Here is a 14656-nt window from a genome sequence, read left to right on the forward strand (position 1 = left end):
ATTATAAACGTTCAAAACGATTCTCTGTCGGTCTCGCTGAGGAGGAACGATCGATAACTGCCGAGGGGGTTTATTCATGAATTACTGAATGTATCGAGTGGATGAACTCATATCGACTACTTGCGACGGCACTGGCTGCCGTCATGGTCTGTACGGCGCTCGCACCGATGGGTGCGGCGGCCGCCACGGTTGACCAGGACGCGCTTTCGGTGTCCGTCTCACAGGACGACGGCGTACTCGTAACGGTTGCGGCGAACGAAACGGTCGAAAACGCGACCGTCGAGGTTACGACGGACGACGAGAACACCTCGTACGTCGGAACGGGCGTGTACACGACCGACGAGAACGGGACGGTGGCCCTCGAGGCGCCGACCGGGAACGAGAGCGTCAACGTGACGGTCACGGCGACGGTCGACAACGCGACCGCCCAGACGACGGCGACGCTCGAGCCGACCGAGGACGCCGGCGAGGAGGAGAACTTCGGCTCGCTCGTCTCGGCGTTCGTCGAGAACGTCAAGAACAACTCCGACACCGACGGCCCGCTCGGCCAGCTGGTGGCGAGCTTCGTCGTCGACAACAACCCGGGTAACGCGCCCGACCACGCGGGCCCGCCGGGCGAGGACGAGAAGAAGAACGGCGGCGGCCAGCCCGAACACGCCGGCGGTCCGTCGGACAAGAAGGGGAACGGTAACGGCAACGGCAGCGGTAACGGCGGCGGCCCGCCGGCCCACGCCGGGAAGTAAGGACCCGTCGGACGACGACGGCAGGTGACGACCCGACCGACGGACGCCGGTCGACGGCTCGCGGTTCGTACTGTCAGAGGCACGATCCCGCCGCCGGTGTCCCGACCGATCGCGGCCGCTCGACTCGCGTCGGGCGCTCGCGATCCACCCTGCGCGTACCGATGCACACCGTTTTTTCGACCTCTCGAGCCCGGGAGCGACGGCTCTCCGCCCAGCGCCGGCGGCTCCGTAGCGGCCGTCGGATCGAACCGGGCCCGCCGTCGACGCCGGTTCGGTAGGGTTTTGCGTCCCCTCCCACTCAGTCGACCTATGACCGACACTGCGTATCCGCCGATCAGCGAGCAACTCGACGACCTCGAGTCCGCACGCGAGGAGGGCCGTCGTAAGATGGACTGGGCCGCCCAGCACATGCCCATCCTCGAGTCCGTCCGGGAGGAGTTCGTGGCCGACCGGCCCTTCGAGGGCGAGCGCATCGGGATGGCGATGCACGTCGAGGCCAAGACGGCGATGCTCGTCGAGACGCTCGCGGAGGGTGGGGCCGAAGTCGCCGTCACCGGCTGTAACCCGCTCTCGACCCACGACGACGTGAGCGCCGCGCTGGACACCCACGAGAACATCACCAGCTACGCGAAACGCGGCGTCGACGACGAGGAGTACTACGCCGCTATCGAGGCCGTCATCGCCCACGAACCCACCGTCACGGTCGACGACGGGATGGATCTCGTCGCGGCGATCCACGAGGACTACCCCGAACTGATCGACGGCATCGTCGGCGGGGCCGAAGAGACGACGACGGGCGTCCACCGCCTGCGCGCGATGGACGCGGACGGCGCGCTCGAGTATCCCGTCTTCGCCGTCAACGACACGCCCATGAAGCGGCTGTTCGACAACGTCCACGGCACCGGCGAGTCCTCGCTGGCCTCCATCGCCATGACCACGAACCTCTCGTGGGCCGGCAAGAACGTCGTCGTCGCGGGCTACGGCTACTGCGGCAAGGGCGTCGCACAGAAGGCGTCGGGCCAGAACGCGAACGTCATCGTCACCGAAGTCGAGCCCCGCCGCGCGCTCGAGGCCCACATGGAGGGGTACGACGTGATGCCGATGGCCGAGGCGGCCGAGGTCGGCGACGTCTTCCTCACCACGACCGGTAACCGCGACGTCATCGTCGAGGAACACTTCGAGAAGATGCAGGACGGCGTCCTGCTGGCCAACGCGGGTCACTTCGACATCGAGATCGATCTCGAGGCGCTCGACGAGTTGGCGGTCGACCGCCACGAGGCCCGCGACGGCGTCGAGGCTTACGAACTCGCGGACGGTCGCAAACTCAACGTCATCGCCGAGGGCCGACTCGTCAACCTCGCCGCGCCCGTCTCGCTGGGCCACCCGGTCGAAGTGATGGACCAGTCGTTCGGTGTGCAGGCCGTCTGCGTGCGCGAAATGCTGGAGAACGCCGATCAGTACGAGGCCGGCGTCCACGACGTCCCCGACGAACTCGACAAAGAGATCGCCGAGATCAAACTCGAGGCCGAGGGCGTCGACTTCGATTCGCTGACGGATACCCAGCGCGAGTACATGGGTAGCTGGGACCACGGAACGTAGAGCGTTCCAGCGAATAGGCACCGAACAGTCCCTCGAACTGTTTGTCCGGGTCGTGTGCGTCGCGTCACAGCAAGCGTAACGCTGTGACTCACGAACGTCGGCATCACGTCAAAACGGATTTCCGGCTGGAAGACGGTCTCTCGACCGTCTCAGGCCGTTTCGTCGTCTTCGTCGGCAGTCGATGCTGCTACCACGAACACCAGACTGCCGTCCTCGGGACCACCGAGGCGAACCGTAACGGGGATCGTCCGACCGGATCGTCGGCGCCCAGTACAGGACCCCGTCCAGCGCCAGCCGTCCGCGACCGTCGGAATCGCGGTCGCCTCGAGGTGTTCGACGCTTTCGTCGGTGAACAGCGTCCGCCAGGGCTGGCCGACGAGCGCCTCGTGGTCGTAGCCGAACTGCATCGCGAACGCCCGGTTCGCGAACTCGATGATGCCGTCGGGCGTGACGATCGCGATCGCGTCCTGGGTGAGTTCGACGCCGGTCAGCGAGCGCTGTGTCAGCGCGGCGAGGCGCCGTCGCTCGACGAGTGACCGGATCCGATGGCGCAGTCGCTCGGCGGCGATCGAATCCGCTCGGCGCAGCCAGTCGACCAGCGGGTACGAGTCGATCGTCTCGTCGAGCGCCGGTGACGGGTCGTCCACGAGGAGGACGATCGGCAGTTCGGGATCGCGCTCCCGGACGCGCTCGAGCAGGCCGAACAGCTCGCGAACGTCGGCGCGTGGGTCCTCGACGCTCGGACGGACCCGTACGAACTCGAGTTGACGGACGAGGTTCACCGGATTCACAGAATCCCGCTCGATGCCGAAATCGATCTCGAGACGGCGATCGACTTCTACCATCCCGAGGATCGACCGAAGATCGAACGGGCGCTCGAGCGCGCCGTCGAGGCGGGCGAGGCGTACGATCTCGAACTGCGGATCGTGCTCGACGACGACGGCGACGGCAGCCACCGATGGGTTCGAACCATCGGCGACCCCGTCGAGGCGGACGGTGACGTCGTCAAGATACACGGCTCCTTCCAGGATATCACGGATCGAAAGCGACGGGAACGAGAACTCGAGCGTTACGAGACGATCATCCAGGCGATCGGCGATCCGGTGTACACGCTCGATGCGTCGGGCGACTTTCGCTTTATTAACGATGCGATCGAACCGCTCACGGGCTACGACCCCGAGACGATGATCGGAGAGCCCGTCTCGGAATTCATGCGGCCGTCGGATCTCGAGCGAGCACAGGAACTGGTGCGGGAACTCCGCCGCGAAGACAAGCCCTACGAAACCTTCGAGATGGCGCTAGAGACTGCCGACGGCGACGCGATCGAGGCGGAAAACCACGTCGCGCTGTTGCCGACCGAGGACGGCGAGTTCGCCGGCACCGCGGGCGTCGTCCGTGATATCTCCGAGCGAAAGGAGCGCGAGCGTGATCTGGAACGGACGCGGGACCTCCTCGAGCGCACCCAGCGGATGGCACGGGTCGGCGGCTGGGAGCTGCAGATGGAGGACGACCCGTCGACGGCGATCTGGACGGACGAACTGTATCGACTCCACGATCTCCCGCGCGATATCGAGCCCGATCTGGAGACGACGCTCGCGTGCTATCATCCGGACGACCGCCCGTTCGTCCGTGAGCAAGTCGAGACGGCGGTCATCGAGGAAGTACCCTACGACTACGAGGCACGGCTCCGGTCGGATTCGGGGGACGTCAGATGGGTCCACGCGATGGGTGAACCGATCCACGACGACGGGGAACTCGAGACCTTCCGCGGCTCGGTTCAGGACATCACCGACCGAAAGCGACGGGAACTGGCCCTCGAGTCGCTCCACGAGACGGCCCGCGGCCTGCTCGATGCGGAGACCGAAGCGACGGTCGCCGAACTAGTCGTCGAGACGGCCGCCGAGTTACTCGAGACCGAGGACGTGTCCGTCGCCGTCTACCTGCTCGATTCCGGAACGAACCGGTTCGAGCCGGTGGCGTTCACGCCGGCGTTCGCCCCACGATCGGACGATCCGCCGTCGGTCGCGATCGGTGACTCCGATTCCGTCCTCTGGACGACCTACGTGACGGGCACCCAGACCGTCGTCGACGACGCCGCGATCGGTGACGGTTCGGCGCTGTTCGGCGGCGACGCGCCGGGCGGCCTGCTCGTCCCCATCGGCGATCACGGCGTGTTCGTCCTGGTCGCCCCGCCCGCGACGATCGACGAGGAGGCCCGGCAGCTGTTCGAGACGCTCGTCGCGACGACCGAAACCGCGTTCGACCGCCTCGAAAGCGAGGCGACCCTGCGGGAGCGCGACGCGGAACTGGAAGCCCGGAACCGGCGGCTGCGACGCCAGATTCAGATCACCGATATCATCCGCGGAATCGACCGCTCGCTCATCGGCGCCGACGGCCGCGCCGAGATCGAACGCACCGTCCCCGATCAGCTGGTCGAGGCCGACACCGTCGACTTCGCCTGGATCGGCGACCTCGACGCCGGCGGCACCCAACTCGAGCCCCGAGCCTGGGCCGGTAGCGATCCGGAGTATCTGGACGCACTGCCGTTCGATCTCGAGGCAGACTCGAGCGAGCCGGCGGTCCTGACCGCCCGGTCGGAGACGCCGACGCTCGCGGCAAACGTCGTCGAGGGGCTCCAACAGGAATCGTGGCGAACGACGGCCCTCGACGCCGGCTTCCAGTCGGCGCTGGCCGTCCCGCTCAGCTTCGAGGAGTACAGCTACGGCGTCCTGGCAGTGTACTCCGACGAACCCGACGCGTTCAGCGATCTCGAGGAGACGGTGTTCGCCGAACTCGGCGAGGGGATCGCGAACGCCATCAACGCGGCCGAGACCCAGGAGGCGCTCCACGCCGAAACGCTCGTCGAACTGACCCTCGGCCTTGAGGGTGACGACCTCCTCTCGCGGATCGCGTCGGCGACCGGCGGCACGGTCACCTACGAAGGCCTTGGCACGCACTCGGGATCGGAGCCGGTGCTGTTCTTCGAGACGAGCGGCGTCTCGGCGGACGATGTTCGCGACGCGCTCGAGGATCTTGTCTCCGTCACCGACGCTCGGCTCATCGCCGACTCGGACGACGGCTGCCTGTTCGAAGCGACCGTGACGGGGGAGACGATCGCCTCGCGGCTGGTCCGCCACGGCGGGAGTCCGCGGGCGATCACCGCCGACGGCGACCGCACGGAAATCACCGTCGACGTGCCGACGACGACGGACGTCCGCGAGTTCGTCGAGATGCTCGGCGATCGGTACGAGGGCGTCGAGCTCCAGTCGCGGCGACACGTCCAGCGGGCGATGCACACCCGTCAGGAACTCGTGACGTCGCTGTTCGACGACCTGACCGACCGCCAGCTCGAGGTGCTGCGGACGGCGTACCTCGCCGGCTTCTTCGAGTGGCCCCGCGAGAGCACCGGCGAGGAGATCGCCGAGATGCTCGACGTGACCCAGCCGACGGTCAACCGCCACCTCCGGATCGGCCAGCAGCGCCTGCTCTCGCAGCTGTTCGCCACCGAGCGGCTGGCGCCGATCGAGCCCTCGTAGGGGCGCCGACGGCCCGAGAGAGGAACGCCCAAGGACCCGGTCCTCGTACGCCCGGCTATGGAGACTTCCCAACGGCGCCGCGAGGACGGTCCGCTCCGCTCGGTGCTCGTCGCCGCCGGACTGACGATACTCGGCCTCCTCGTCGCCAACTTCACGACGCTGCCGGCGTTTCTCCTCGATCCCGCGTTGCTCGAGTCGCCGGCGGACGCGTCGCGGGCCGCTCGTTCGGTGTTGTTGATCCTGAACTTCGTCGGCTTCGCGCTGGCGGGGGCCATCTACCTCGCCGCGACCGATCACGGCTGGGCGTACGTCGACCTCCGGATGCCGTCGAAGCGGGGCTGGAAGTACGTCGGCATCGGCATCGTCGCCATCCTCGCGTTCTACTTCCTCGTGAGCATCGTCGTCTCCACGCTCTCCTTGCCCTCCTCGGAGAACCAGGTCATGTCCTACATCGACGACGATCCGACGATGGTCCTGATCATGATCGCCATCGTCTTCTTCTTCAACGCGCCGGCGGAGGAGTTCCTCTTCCGGAACATCGTCCAGAAGCGCCTCTACGCGGCGTTCAGCCGGCTGCAGGCGGTCGTCATCGCCAGCGTGATCTTCGGACTCGTTCACTTCCCGTCGTACGCGCTCCTCTCCGACTCGATGCTCGCGACCGCGGTGCCGCTCGCGACCGTCACCGGCGGCGCGCTCGTCTTCGGCTACCTCTACGCGAAAACGGATAACCTGCTGGTACCGATCGTCTCCCACGCCACCTTCAACGCCTTCCAGTTCGGCCTGCTCTACCTCGCCCTCGAGTACGACCTCTTCGAAGAGGCTCAGCCGACCGCCGACGCGGTCGTCGACGCGCTGGCGGCGGTTCCGCTGTAGCTCGCCGACCACTCCGCCGACCACTTTCACCGCGCGCTCCGTCCTTTTATTAGCACCCGCGGTCGAGAGGCCGGTATGTCTCAGGCGAAGGGTGACCGCCGCGAGCGGGAACTCGTCAACGAACTCGACGGCGCCGGTTTCGCGGTGATGCGCGCCCCCGCGAGCGGGTCGGCAACCGAGCGCGAACTCCCCGACGTGCTCGCCGGCGACGGCGAGCGGTTCTACGCGATCGAGGCCAAGTCCAGTTCCGGCGACCCCATCTATCTCACCGGCGAGGAAGTTGAGGCGCTGATCTACTTCTCGCAGAACTTCGGCGCGAAACCCCGCATCGGCGTCCGGTTCGACCGCGAGGACTGGTACTTCTTCCACCCCGGCGACCTCCACGTCACCGACGGCGGCAACTACCGGGTCAAGAAGGAGACCGCCATCGCGGAGGGCACCGATTTCGCCGAGTTCGTCGGCGAGTCGGCGAAGGTCACCCTCGAGGAAGTCGGCGAGGCCGACGACGGGCCCGACGAGGAGATCCTGCGGGTGCTCAACGCCGTCGAACAGGGCGTGATGGACGTCGACGAGGCCGCCGAACTGCTCGAGTAGTCCGCGTTCGCTCCGACGCGACCCGACGCGACTCGACTCGATCGGTGGCCTCGCGTCGGCCGCGTTCGACCCGACGCGAATCGGCCGTGACCTCGCGTTCCCCGCCGTCGGCCGCCGGCCCAACTAGTTGGGCTGAAGCGATATCCATTCGGGCGGTCTGAATCCGGTGACCAATGAGCAATTCGACGGCTATCGTCCGACGGACGGCGGTTTGCGAGAACTGCGGCTCGGCGTTCGCGGTCCGCGTCTGGCCGGACGGCCGGATTCGACCGATCGGCTCGCCGGCGAACTGCCCTTGCGGAGGGACCGACTTCCGCCTGCTCTCGTAGCCGGCGGCGACGCGAACTCCTCGTACGCCGCCTCGGCCCAAGCAGAGTTTCGTCGTTGCAACCTGTTGGCGATACGGGCTCATTTCCGGAATTAGATCCGAATCAAACGGTCCAGTTCGGCAACTCCAGATGCAACGTGACTGTCCGTCAGGACGCAGTTCACACGTGAGAGACGACGATCGCCGGTAGCCTTTCGAGGCTACTCGGTTATCGACAGTGGTTCTTCGTCCGGGACGATTCGAAGTTCGTCGTTCGTAACGATCTCGACCGTGTATCCCTGATACTGGAAGGTCAGCCGGCACGGAGTTGCGGTCTCCTCGGCGCGAGCGACGACCGAATTCAGCGCTTCCGGATCCACATGGTTCCATAACGGTTCGAGTTCGTCCGGCTCCTGCCCGGTCAACTCTGCGATGCTTTGGATTACCATGAAACTCGTCGATTGATCGGGGGTTTGCTCCAGATCGACTTTGTACACAGGGATTATTTCATCCCAGTTGTCGTTGGTGGTCATGATGTGGGGGGTCGAGAAACTCGTCACCTATTCAGCGTGCTGAATAGTCTCTCACGAGAGAAAGACTTGGTTGCCAATATATTTGGGACGACTATCGGTCGATTCCGTCCAGTAGAGATACTACCTGTACTCGCTCCAATTTTCATAGCCTGATTTAGGTAAAGAAGCCGCGCTACTATCTACTGGTACGCGACTGTGACTGGGATAGAGAACCCGATTTTCTGCTGCTATCGGGGCATCTGGGGATTGCCACCACCTCCCCCAACCGATTTCTGCTCACGGGCGCTGCGGGACGGCTTCGCCGTCCCGACAGTCGCGGCGCGTAGCGCCGCGCTCTGCCCGTTCGCATGGTTCGCGGAACCTTTGGTTCCGCGCTAACGCTCGTTCACGTTCGTTCACTCACTCATCCACAGGAAGACGCTTCGCGTCTTCCAAGCCATTCGCTCGTGATATCTGCTCACGGCGGCGCTGCCGCCGTCTGTTCACGGGCGCGAAGCGCCCGTTCACATGGTCGGCGAGACTGGAAGTCTCGCCCTATTCGCATAGTCTGCGGGACCGAAGGTCCCGCACTACCCGCGACGACCTCGCACGACTTCGTGCTACGGTTCGGTATCCCTCACCGTGGCACAGCGCGCGCCACCGCACCCGGTGGCTCGAGCTGGTACGTCCGTAGGGCGACTCCATCCCGAAAAACATCGTCGTCGCTTACGTCGCTTTCTCGAGTCGCGTCCGGGGGAAGACGTAGACCTTCAGCGACTCGGGGACGACGCCGTTCTGGGCGACGGTCGCGTGGGGGTAGACGGCGCCGACGACGGGGACGTCGGGCTCGTAGTCCTCGTTCGTCGCGTACTCGGCGACGGTGGTGTCGGTCCCGCCGATTCCGACGGCGTCGGCGCGGAGGTCCGAGACGTCGACGACGGTGAGTCGGTCGCCCGTCTCGCGGTCGACGACGGCGTCGCCCGGGTGGAGCGCGTGCTCCTCGCAGTAGAACGGCTCGGACTCCGACTCGTCGACGAAGACGGTGTCGCCGCAGTCGTGACACGCGACCGCGATCCGGCCCGGCGGCGGGGTGCGGCCGTGCGTAATCTCGATGGCGACCCGGCGGATGTGCTTGCAGCGGGCGTCCCGGAAGACGTGATCCGGACAGGTACACCGGCCCGCCTCGAGGTCGACGAGGTAGGTGTGGTCGTTGGCGGACTCGATCTCGTAGAGGCCGTCGCCCAGCCCCAGCACCGACATCGGTTCGGTGCGGGCGCGGCGCGATCGCTCCTCGAGGTGGTCGCTCGACGGTACTGGCAGTGCTGTTTTCGGTGACGCTGTTGTGTTCATAGGTGCGTCGGGTGGTGATCGCGAAATCGCCGGTAGCGGTGGTCGACGCGGCGTCGATCACCGGTTCGGTAGTCGGTTCACTGTTCGAATACGGTAGGGGCTCAGGGACTATAACGACCGCGCCGGCGACTGCTGGGTGTCGATTTATGTGTACGGACGCGAGGCGGAACCCCTTCGCTTCCGGTGGAACCCGGCGGTCGTTCGGCCCCAGCGGCCGTTCGACCCTGCTGGCCGTCGATCCTGGTAGCCGTTCGTGAGACCGGGCCCTCCAGCTCGTCTGGCCCGCCGAGACGCGGTGGGCCGCCCCTTCGAAGCCCTTTTGACCGGGCCGCCGAAACGAACGGACAATGGTCGAACGAGACCAACTCATCGAAATCGGCGTCGCCGTCGCCACCGTCATCGTGATGCTCGGGACCATGATCAGTATCGGGTCCACGTACGGCGGCGACAGCGGGACGCTCTCGGCCGACGGCGGCCAACTGCTCGTCATGGCTATCACCGGCTTCATCTTCCTCATGCTCGTCGTCGGCATCACCCTCGCGTACGTCCTGAACGACCCCGAGGACGGCCTCGAGTCGGACGAGACGGACGCCGACGCCGGGAGCGCGATCTGACGACGACGGTATTTTTTTGACGTTGGTCAGTTGACGTGTAGTATGGACAGTTCCGACGCCGCCGTCGAATCGACGGATCGGTCACGCTCGAGCTGGGCAGTGATCCCCGCCGTCGTCCTCGCCGTCCTGCTCGGGTCGTCGCTGCTGTTCCTCGTGACGTCGCTCGTCGAGTCGAGCGTCGCCGTCGGCGGGATCGTAATTTTGGCACTCGCCGCGGCCGGCGCGCTGTGGCGCCGCGCCGTGGCCCCGACGGCCGACACCGACGATCCGAGTAGCGACGTCGACGCTGGCGACCGCAGTGGCGGCGACGGGACCGAGTCGAACGTCTGGAACGCGATTCCGCCCTGGCAGTACGACGGTCGCCACGTCGAATCCGGCGGTCTCACCCGCGGCGAACAGGAACGGGCGCTCCACGAGATTCAGCGGCAGGCCGACGAACTCGACGAACAGCAGTAGCGCAGTAGGGACCTAGTCGCCGCTGGCCGCCTCTTCCTCGCCGTTGGCCTCCCGCCAGTCCTCGAGGTCGTCGTCGTCGGCGTCGTCGATCCGCTCCTCGTAGTAGGCCATGGGATGGGGAATGCGCTCGCAGAGGTCGTCCTTGTTCACGCAGTCGCCGTAGGACTGCATCGTGGCACAGGAGGGCGGCGAGTACTCCGTCGGGGAGCTATCGCCGCGGATGTGGTCGGTCTGGTAGCGGGTCATCTCCTCGCCGAACGAGGAGTTGACGCGGTAGAGTTCGACGATCTCGTCGGTGGTCATCCCGATGCTCGTCAGGAAGGCGGTGATGGCGAACCGGGAGTGGTGGGGGAGGTGTTCGCCCTTCTGGATGTCGTCCAGCAGGGCCTTCATGCAGGGCGGGAACAGGTCCGGCACGACGGTGTCGATCTCGCGGGTCAGGTCGAGGTCCGCCAGCACGTCGCGGATCTCGGCGGCCTCCTCCTCGAGGGCCGTCGCGATGGCCTCGGGGACGTCGAACGGCAGGCCGTCCTCGATGCGGCTCCGGATGGCCTCGCGGAGCAAGGTGTGTAGTTCGGTCTCCGTAACCGGCACCTCGCCGTCGGCCAGCGCGCGGTTGACGAGGCGCCACTCGTCGTCCCGGAGGGCTTCCGCCAGCGGCAGGTAGGTGCCGACGTCGACCCGGTAGCCGTCGGGGGTCTCCCGGGTCGCCTCGTGGAGGTCGAACTCCGCGAGCAGATCCTCGAGGCCCAGTCCCGTCGACTCGACGCTCTTGAGTTCGGTCGTGTCCTCGAGGTCGGCGGCGAAGCGCTCGAAGGCCGTCGCGGCCTCGGCGCGGGCGTACTTGCGGACGAGCACGCGCTCCTCGACCATCGAGACGAGGACGCGCGCGACGGGGTAGGAGAGCAACTCGACGCGGGAATCGCGGCGCGGGTCGCCGGTCGACCGCCCCTCGAGGGAGGCCAGCACGCGCTCGCGGGCGCGGTCGACGACGGCCGGATCCTGCTCGACCACGGTGGCTAGGTCCACGGCCTCCGTCGCCACGGCCTCGCGGGCGGCCTCGAGGAACGGGTACCGGGCGTGGAGTCGCTGCATCGGTAATGGGATGTTACTGCGGCGGGTTAAACCCGCTGATTGTTCGAGGGGTGGTAGGGGCGGGTAACGGCGAGTTAGGAGCGCGCGTCAGATCCGCTCGCCGGACCTGTCGGGACTCGTGGGTCGATTACAAGGGGATCCGATACGTCACTTCGGGTATGCCACGGGCGATACGAGACGGCGTGTCGATCTACTACGAGCGCGACGAGAGCGAGGACGGCGGAACGCCGGTCGTCTTCGTGCAGGGACTGGGCTACGGCCGCTGGATGTGGCGCTGGCAGCGCGAGGCCGTCGGCGACCGCTACGACGTCGTCGCCCCCGACAACCGCGGGACGGGCCAATCCGACGCCGGGTTGCCGCCGCTGCTTCCGCGCCTGCCCCGGAAACTCCGCGCGCCGCTCATCTTCAAACTGGCCGGCTACTCCGTCGGCGGCCTCGCGGCGGACCTCGAGGCCGTCCTCGAGGACGCCGGGATCCGCGAGGCGCACGTCGTCGGCGCGAGCATGGGCGGAATGATCGCCCAGCGCTACGCGATCGAGTACTCCCGCGCGAAGACGCTGACGCTGTGCTGTACGAGCCACGGCGGTCCCGACGCCGTCCCGGTCCCCGACGAGACCCAGGAGTTCATCTTCGACGTTCCCGACGGCGCGAACGAGCGGGAGACGATCCGCCACCGGATGCGTCCGGCCTTCACCGAGCGCTTTACGAACCGCAACCCCCATCTGATGGACCGGATCATCGAGTGGCGCCTCGAGCAGGACGCCACCGACCCGGCACGGGAGGCTCAAGCCGCGGCCGTGCTGAACTTCGACGTGAGCGACCGCCTCGAACGGATTCGGGTTCCGACGCTGGTGCTCCACGGGACCGACGACCGCGTCGTCCCGTTCGAGAACGCCCTGCTGCTCGAGGAGGCGATTCCGGACGCCCGCCTCGAGCGGTTCGAGGGCGGCTCACACCTGTTCTTCATCGAGGACGCCGACGGGGTCAACGAGGAACTGCTGGCGTTTCTCGACGCCAACGAGTAGCGAGCAGTGCGACGTGCGCCGCGAGAGGGTCGCGCTCGCGTCGGTCGGAGGGGAGGAGTCGGGGGCGCGTCAGTCGGAGGGGAGGAGTCGGGGGCGCGTCAGTCGGAGCTATCGGGGGCGCGTCAGCGGGGGGACGGAACCGGGGAACTACTCGAGGTCGGGGTTCGTCGCGATCGAGGAGGGTTGGATCAGGATTCGCCCGCCGCTCCGGACGCCGACGTCGAACCCCTCGTAGGCGAACCAGAGCTGGTGGGTCCCGGCGTCCGTGCGGCGGGCGTGCTCGACCAGCGCGTCGAGCGCGTCGGGATCGACCGCCTCGTAGAGGGGCGCGAGGTCGGCCGGTCGCGCGTCGACGAGGGTGGCGACCGCCGTCAGGACGGCTTCGCTGGCCCGCTCGCCGGCGTCCGGGTCGAACGTGGCGACGTAGTCCACGTCGCCCGCATCGGCGGGGTCGTCTTCGGAGGGCATACCATCCGTTACTGTGAGCGAACCGGTAGGTTGTCCCCTTACTATATAGTAATTTTAAGTAATAGATGAGACACTCGGCCGACCGCGGGTCGCCGTCGGTGGGGATAACCGTTCGATCGCCGGACGAAGACTCGACCGACCGGAAACCGAGACGCGCTCCGTCAGTCGCTCTGGATGCGCGGCGCGAGCATGTAGGTGACCTGCCCCTGCCCCTCCGCGAAGCCGAAGTAGATCTTGACCGGGAACTCCTCGCCGAGGTGGAGCGTGACTTCCGTATCCGAGGGAATGGCCTTGTTCATGTCCTTCAGGTAATCCAGCGAGAACAGCGAGTGGGCGGGGCCGACCTGCAGGTCGATCAGGTCCTCAGCCGTGAGTTCTAGGTGGACGTCGTCGGTGTCGCCCTCCGCGTCGACGTAGAAGAACTCGTCGGCCTCGTCGACGCCCAGCGCGATGTGGTCCGAGACCATGTCGGCGGCCTTCACCGAGCGGTTGACGTCCTTCCCCTCGAGGATGACCTCCGCGGGCAGGTCCAGATCCGGAATGTCGGGCTCCTGGCGGATCGAGTCGGGGTCGATCAGCGCTAGCGTGTACTCGAGGCCGTCGATCTGGATGTGGAGTTTCCGCGTCTCTTCGTCGAGTTCGAGCTGGACGAGCTGGCCGGACTCGGCCATGCCCGCGATGTCTTCGAGCCGCGAGAGGTCGACGCCGATCAGCCCGCCGTCGGCCTCGTAGGATTCGAACGACGACGCGTCGAGCGAGAGGTCGACCATGCCGACGTTGGCGGGGTCGACGGCCCGGATCTCGAGGCCGTCCTCCTCGAGGTGGATCTTGCACTCGTCGACCAGCACGCTGATCGAATCGAGCGCGCTGGTGAGTGTTTCCGCGCTCACGATGGCCTTGAACATATACGCCGTGCTACGGACGGTTGCCATAAAAAGCCACCCTTTACGCGTGGCTGGGCCGCCGCCGCCGGCCCGATTTCGAGGTGCGTCGGCAGGTCCGGCGGCGGTGCCGGGAACGCGGCTCCGACCGCGAGATTTCGGTCAGTACTCCTCGCGTAATCGGATCGCGTCGTCGGTGAGCTCTCGGTTCGCGTAGGTTCGTCCACCGTTCGGCGGGATAACTGCTGGCCCGGATTAAGCAAACCCGTAGAGTTTGCGATGTTCGACGAGTCAACGACCGAACGAGCGAAGCGACGCGAAGACGTGGACTCAACGGAAGACTTCGTCTTCCGAGCCTTTGCTCGCGGTGCTCGCAAAGACGTCGGGAGTTCGCAACCGAGACGGCGATCGACTCGCAGACGGGCCGACGCCTCGAGACGTCGATCCCGGGATTGTGGATGCTCGAGCGCCGGATATCCCGCTCAAGACTCGATCTTCTCGACGATCTTCGTCGCCTGTTCCTCGGCTTTGTCTTCGCCGACCGACTTCTCGATCAGGACGCTCGTGACTTCCCAGTCGTCCTCGCCCTCGGCCGTGCCGGTC

At 66.4% G+C, this 14656-nt stretch carries 15 protein-coding genes; 9 read left to right on the forward strand and 6 right to left on the reverse strand.

From position 1 onward, the window contains the following. Positions 1 to 101 precede the first annotated feature (101 nt). Both J0X25_RS26100 and J0X25_RS26105 read left to right on the forward strand, forming a co-directional pair. Positions 102 to 743, forward strand: coding sequence for a hypothetical protein (locus J0X25_RS26100; protein ID WP_207290462.1), 642 nt, complete (start codon positions 102 to 104; stop codon positions 741 to 743). A gap of 309 nt (positions 744 to 1052) precedes the next feature. Further along, positions 1053 to 2342 (forward strand): adenosylhomocysteinase, encoded by a 1290-nt coding sequence (locus J0X25_RS26105; protein ID WP_207290463.1) that lies wholly within the window; start codon positions 1053 to 1055, stop codon positions 2340 to 2342. Between the two features lie 149 nt (positions 2343 to 2491). Here the strand turns inward: J0X25_RS26105 and J0X25_RS26110 are convergent, their stop codons facing one another. Continuing rightward, on the reverse strand, positions 2492 to 3124 hold the full coding sequence (locus J0X25_RS26110) for a PAS domain-containing protein (RefSeq protein WP_225896745.1): 633 nt from the start codon (positions 3122 to 3124) through the stop codon (positions 2492 to 2494). On the opposite strand from J0X25_RS26110, the gene J0X25_RS26115 reads away from it, so the two are divergent. From J0X25_RS26115 to J0X25_RS26130, 4 genes are all read left to right on the forward strand, one after another. After that, positions 3107 to 5878 (forward strand): bacterio-opsin activator domain-containing protein, encoded by a 2772-nt coding sequence (locus J0X25_RS26115; protein ID WP_425600930.1) that lies wholly within the window; start codon positions 3107 to 3109, stop codon positions 5876 to 5878. The two genes, J0X25_RS26110 and J0X25_RS26115, sit on opposite strands and share 18 nt — an antisense overlap. Positions 5879 to 5935: 57 nt before the next feature. Then, positions 5936 to 6751, forward strand: coding sequence for a CPBP family intramembrane glutamic endopeptidase (locus J0X25_RS26120; RefSeq protein ID WP_207290465.1), 816 nt, complete (start codon positions 5936 to 5938; stop codon positions 6749 to 6751). Between the two features lie 75 nt (positions 6752 to 6826). Then, positions 6827 to 7345 carry a Holliday junction resolvase Hjc gene (gene hjc, locus J0X25_RS26125; RefSeq protein ID WP_207290466.1) on the forward strand — a complete coding sequence of 173 codons (519 nt, stop codon included), beginning with the start codon at positions 6827 to 6829 and terminating at the stop codon, positions 7343 to 7345. A gap of 173 nt (positions 7346 to 7518) precedes the next feature. After that, the gene (locus tag J0X25_RS26130) at positions 7519 to 7674 is read left to right on the forward strand and encodes a hypothetical protein (RefSeq protein ID WP_207290467.1); all 156 of its coding nucleotides are present in this window, start codon (positions 7519 to 7521) and stop codon (positions 7672 to 7674) included. Positions 7675 to 7873: 199 nt separating this feature from the next. On the opposite strand, the gene J0X25_RS26135 is transcribed toward J0X25_RS26130, so the two are convergent. Together J0X25_RS26135 and J0X25_RS26140 are read right to left on the reverse strand one after the other, a co-directional pair. Then, positions 7874 to 8185 (reverse strand): HalOD1 output domain-containing protein, encoded by a 312-nt coding sequence (locus tag J0X25_RS26135; RefSeq protein WP_207290468.1) that lies wholly within the window; start codon positions 8183 to 8185, stop codon positions 7874 to 7876. A 705-nt stretch (positions 8186 to 8890) separates the two neighbouring features. Beyond that, complete coding sequence (locus J0X25_RS26140; RefSeq protein WP_207290469.1) at positions 8891 to 9514, reverse strand: SWIM zinc finger family protein; 624 nt, start codon at positions 9512 to 9514, stop codon at positions 8891 to 8893. 347 nt (positions 9515 to 9861) lie between these two features. On the opposite strand from J0X25_RS26140, the gene J0X25_RS26145 reads away from it, so the two are divergent. Next, entirely contained in the window at positions 9862 to 10128 is a 267-nt protein-coding gene (locus tag J0X25_RS26145) for a DUF7472 family protein (RefSeq protein WP_207290470.1), read from the forward strand. A gap of 42 nt (positions 10129 to 10170) precedes the next feature. Then, positions 10171 to 10584: a hypothetical protein gene (locus tag J0X25_RS26150; protein WP_207290471.1), complete on the forward strand. Its 414-nt coding sequence runs from the start codon at positions 10171 to 10173 to the stop codon at positions 10582 to 10584. Positions 10585 to 10596: 12 nt separating this feature from the next. On the opposite strand, the gene priL is transcribed toward J0X25_RS26150, so the two are convergent. After that, a complete protein-coding gene (gene priL, locus J0X25_RS26155) occupies positions 10597 to 11679 on the reverse strand; it encodes a DNA primase regulatory subunit PriL (protein ID WP_207290472.1) in 1083 nt (360 codons plus the stop codon). A 158-nt stretch (positions 11680 to 11837) separates the two neighbouring features. Between priL and J0X25_RS26160 the strand changes: the two genes are divergently transcribed. Further along, positions 11838 to 12704, forward strand: a complete 867-nt coding sequence (locus J0X25_RS26160) for an alpha/beta fold hydrolase (protein WP_207290473.1) — start codon at positions 11838 to 11840, stop codon at positions 12702 to 12704. Positions 12705 to 12851: 147 nt separating this feature from the next. Here the strand turns inward: J0X25_RS26160 and J0X25_RS26165 are convergent, their stop codons facing one another. Both J0X25_RS26165 and J0X25_RS26170 read right to left on the reverse strand, forming a co-directional pair. Further along, positions 12852 to 13172 (reverse strand): HalOD1 output domain-containing protein, encoded by a 321-nt coding sequence (locus J0X25_RS26165; protein ID WP_207290474.1) that lies wholly within the window; start codon positions 13170 to 13172, stop codon positions 12852 to 12854. A gap of 161 nt (positions 13173 to 13333) precedes the next feature. Further along, positions 13334 to 14077 (reverse strand): DNA polymerase sliding clamp, encoded by a 744-nt coding sequence (locus J0X25_RS26170; protein ID WP_207290475.1) that lies wholly within the window; start codon positions 14075 to 14077, stop codon positions 13334 to 13336. Positions 14078 to 14656 lie beyond the last annotated feature (579 nt).

This window comes from Haloterrigena alkaliphila (assembly GCF_017352155.2).
Taxonomy (GTDB): Archaea; Halobacteriota; Halobacteria; order Halobacteriales; family Natrialbaceae; genus Haloterrigena; species Haloterrigena alkaliphila.

Excerpts from the sequence above, each read along its gene's own strand:
- J0X25_RS26150 (WP_207290471.1), top strand. The coding sequence starts at position 10,171 with ATGGACAGTTCCGACGCCGCCGTCGAATCGACGGATCGGTCACGCTCG.
- J0X25_RS26105 (WP_207290463.1), top strand. The coding sequence starts at position 1,053 with ATGACCGACACTGCGTATCCGCCGATCAGCGAGCAACTCGACGACCTC.
- hjc (WP_207290466.1), top strand. The coding sequence starts at position 6,827 with ATGTCTCAGGCGAAGGGTGACCGCCGCGAGCGGGAACTCGTCAACGAA.
- J0X25_RS26100 (WP_207290462.1), top strand. The coding sequence starts at position 102 with ATGAACTCATATCGACTACTTGCGACGGCACTGGCTGCCGTCATGGTC.
- J0X25_RS26140 (WP_207290469.1), bottom strand. The coding sequence starts at position 9,514 with ATGAACACAACAGCGTCACCGAAAACAGCACTGCCAGTACCGTCGAGC.
- J0X25_RS26130 (WP_207290467.1), top strand. The coding sequence starts at position 7,519 with ATGAGCAATTCGACGGCTATCGTCCGACGGACGGCGGTTTGCGAGAAC.
- J0X25_RS26170 (WP_207290475.1), bottom strand. The coding sequence starts at position 14,077 with ATGTTCAAGGCCATCGTGAGCGCGGAAACACTCACCAGCGCGCTCGAT.
- J0X25_RS26160 (WP_207290473.1), top strand. The coding sequence starts at position 11,838 with ATGCCACGGGCGATACGAGACGGCGTGTCGATCTACTACGAGCGCGAC.
- J0X25_RS26135 (WP_207290468.1), bottom strand. The coding sequence starts at position 8,185 with ATGACCACCAACGACAACTGGGATGAAATAATCCCTGTGTACAAAGTC.
- J0X25_RS26120 (WP_207290465.1), top strand. The coding sequence starts at position 5,936 with ATGGAGACTTCCCAACGGCGCCGCGAGGACGGTCCGCTCCGCTCGGTG.
- priL (WP_207290472.1), bottom strand. The coding sequence starts at position 11,679 with ATGCAGCGACTCCACGCCCGGTACCCGTTCCTCGAGGCCGCCCGCGAG.
- J0X25_RS26145 (WP_207290470.1), top strand. The coding sequence starts at position 9,862 with ATGGTCGAACGAGACCAACTCATCGAAATCGGCGTCGCCGTCGCCACC.
- J0X25_RS26165 (WP_207290474.1), bottom strand. The coding sequence starts at position 13,172 with ATGCCCTCCGAAGACGACCCCGCCGATGCGGGCGACGTGGACTACGTC.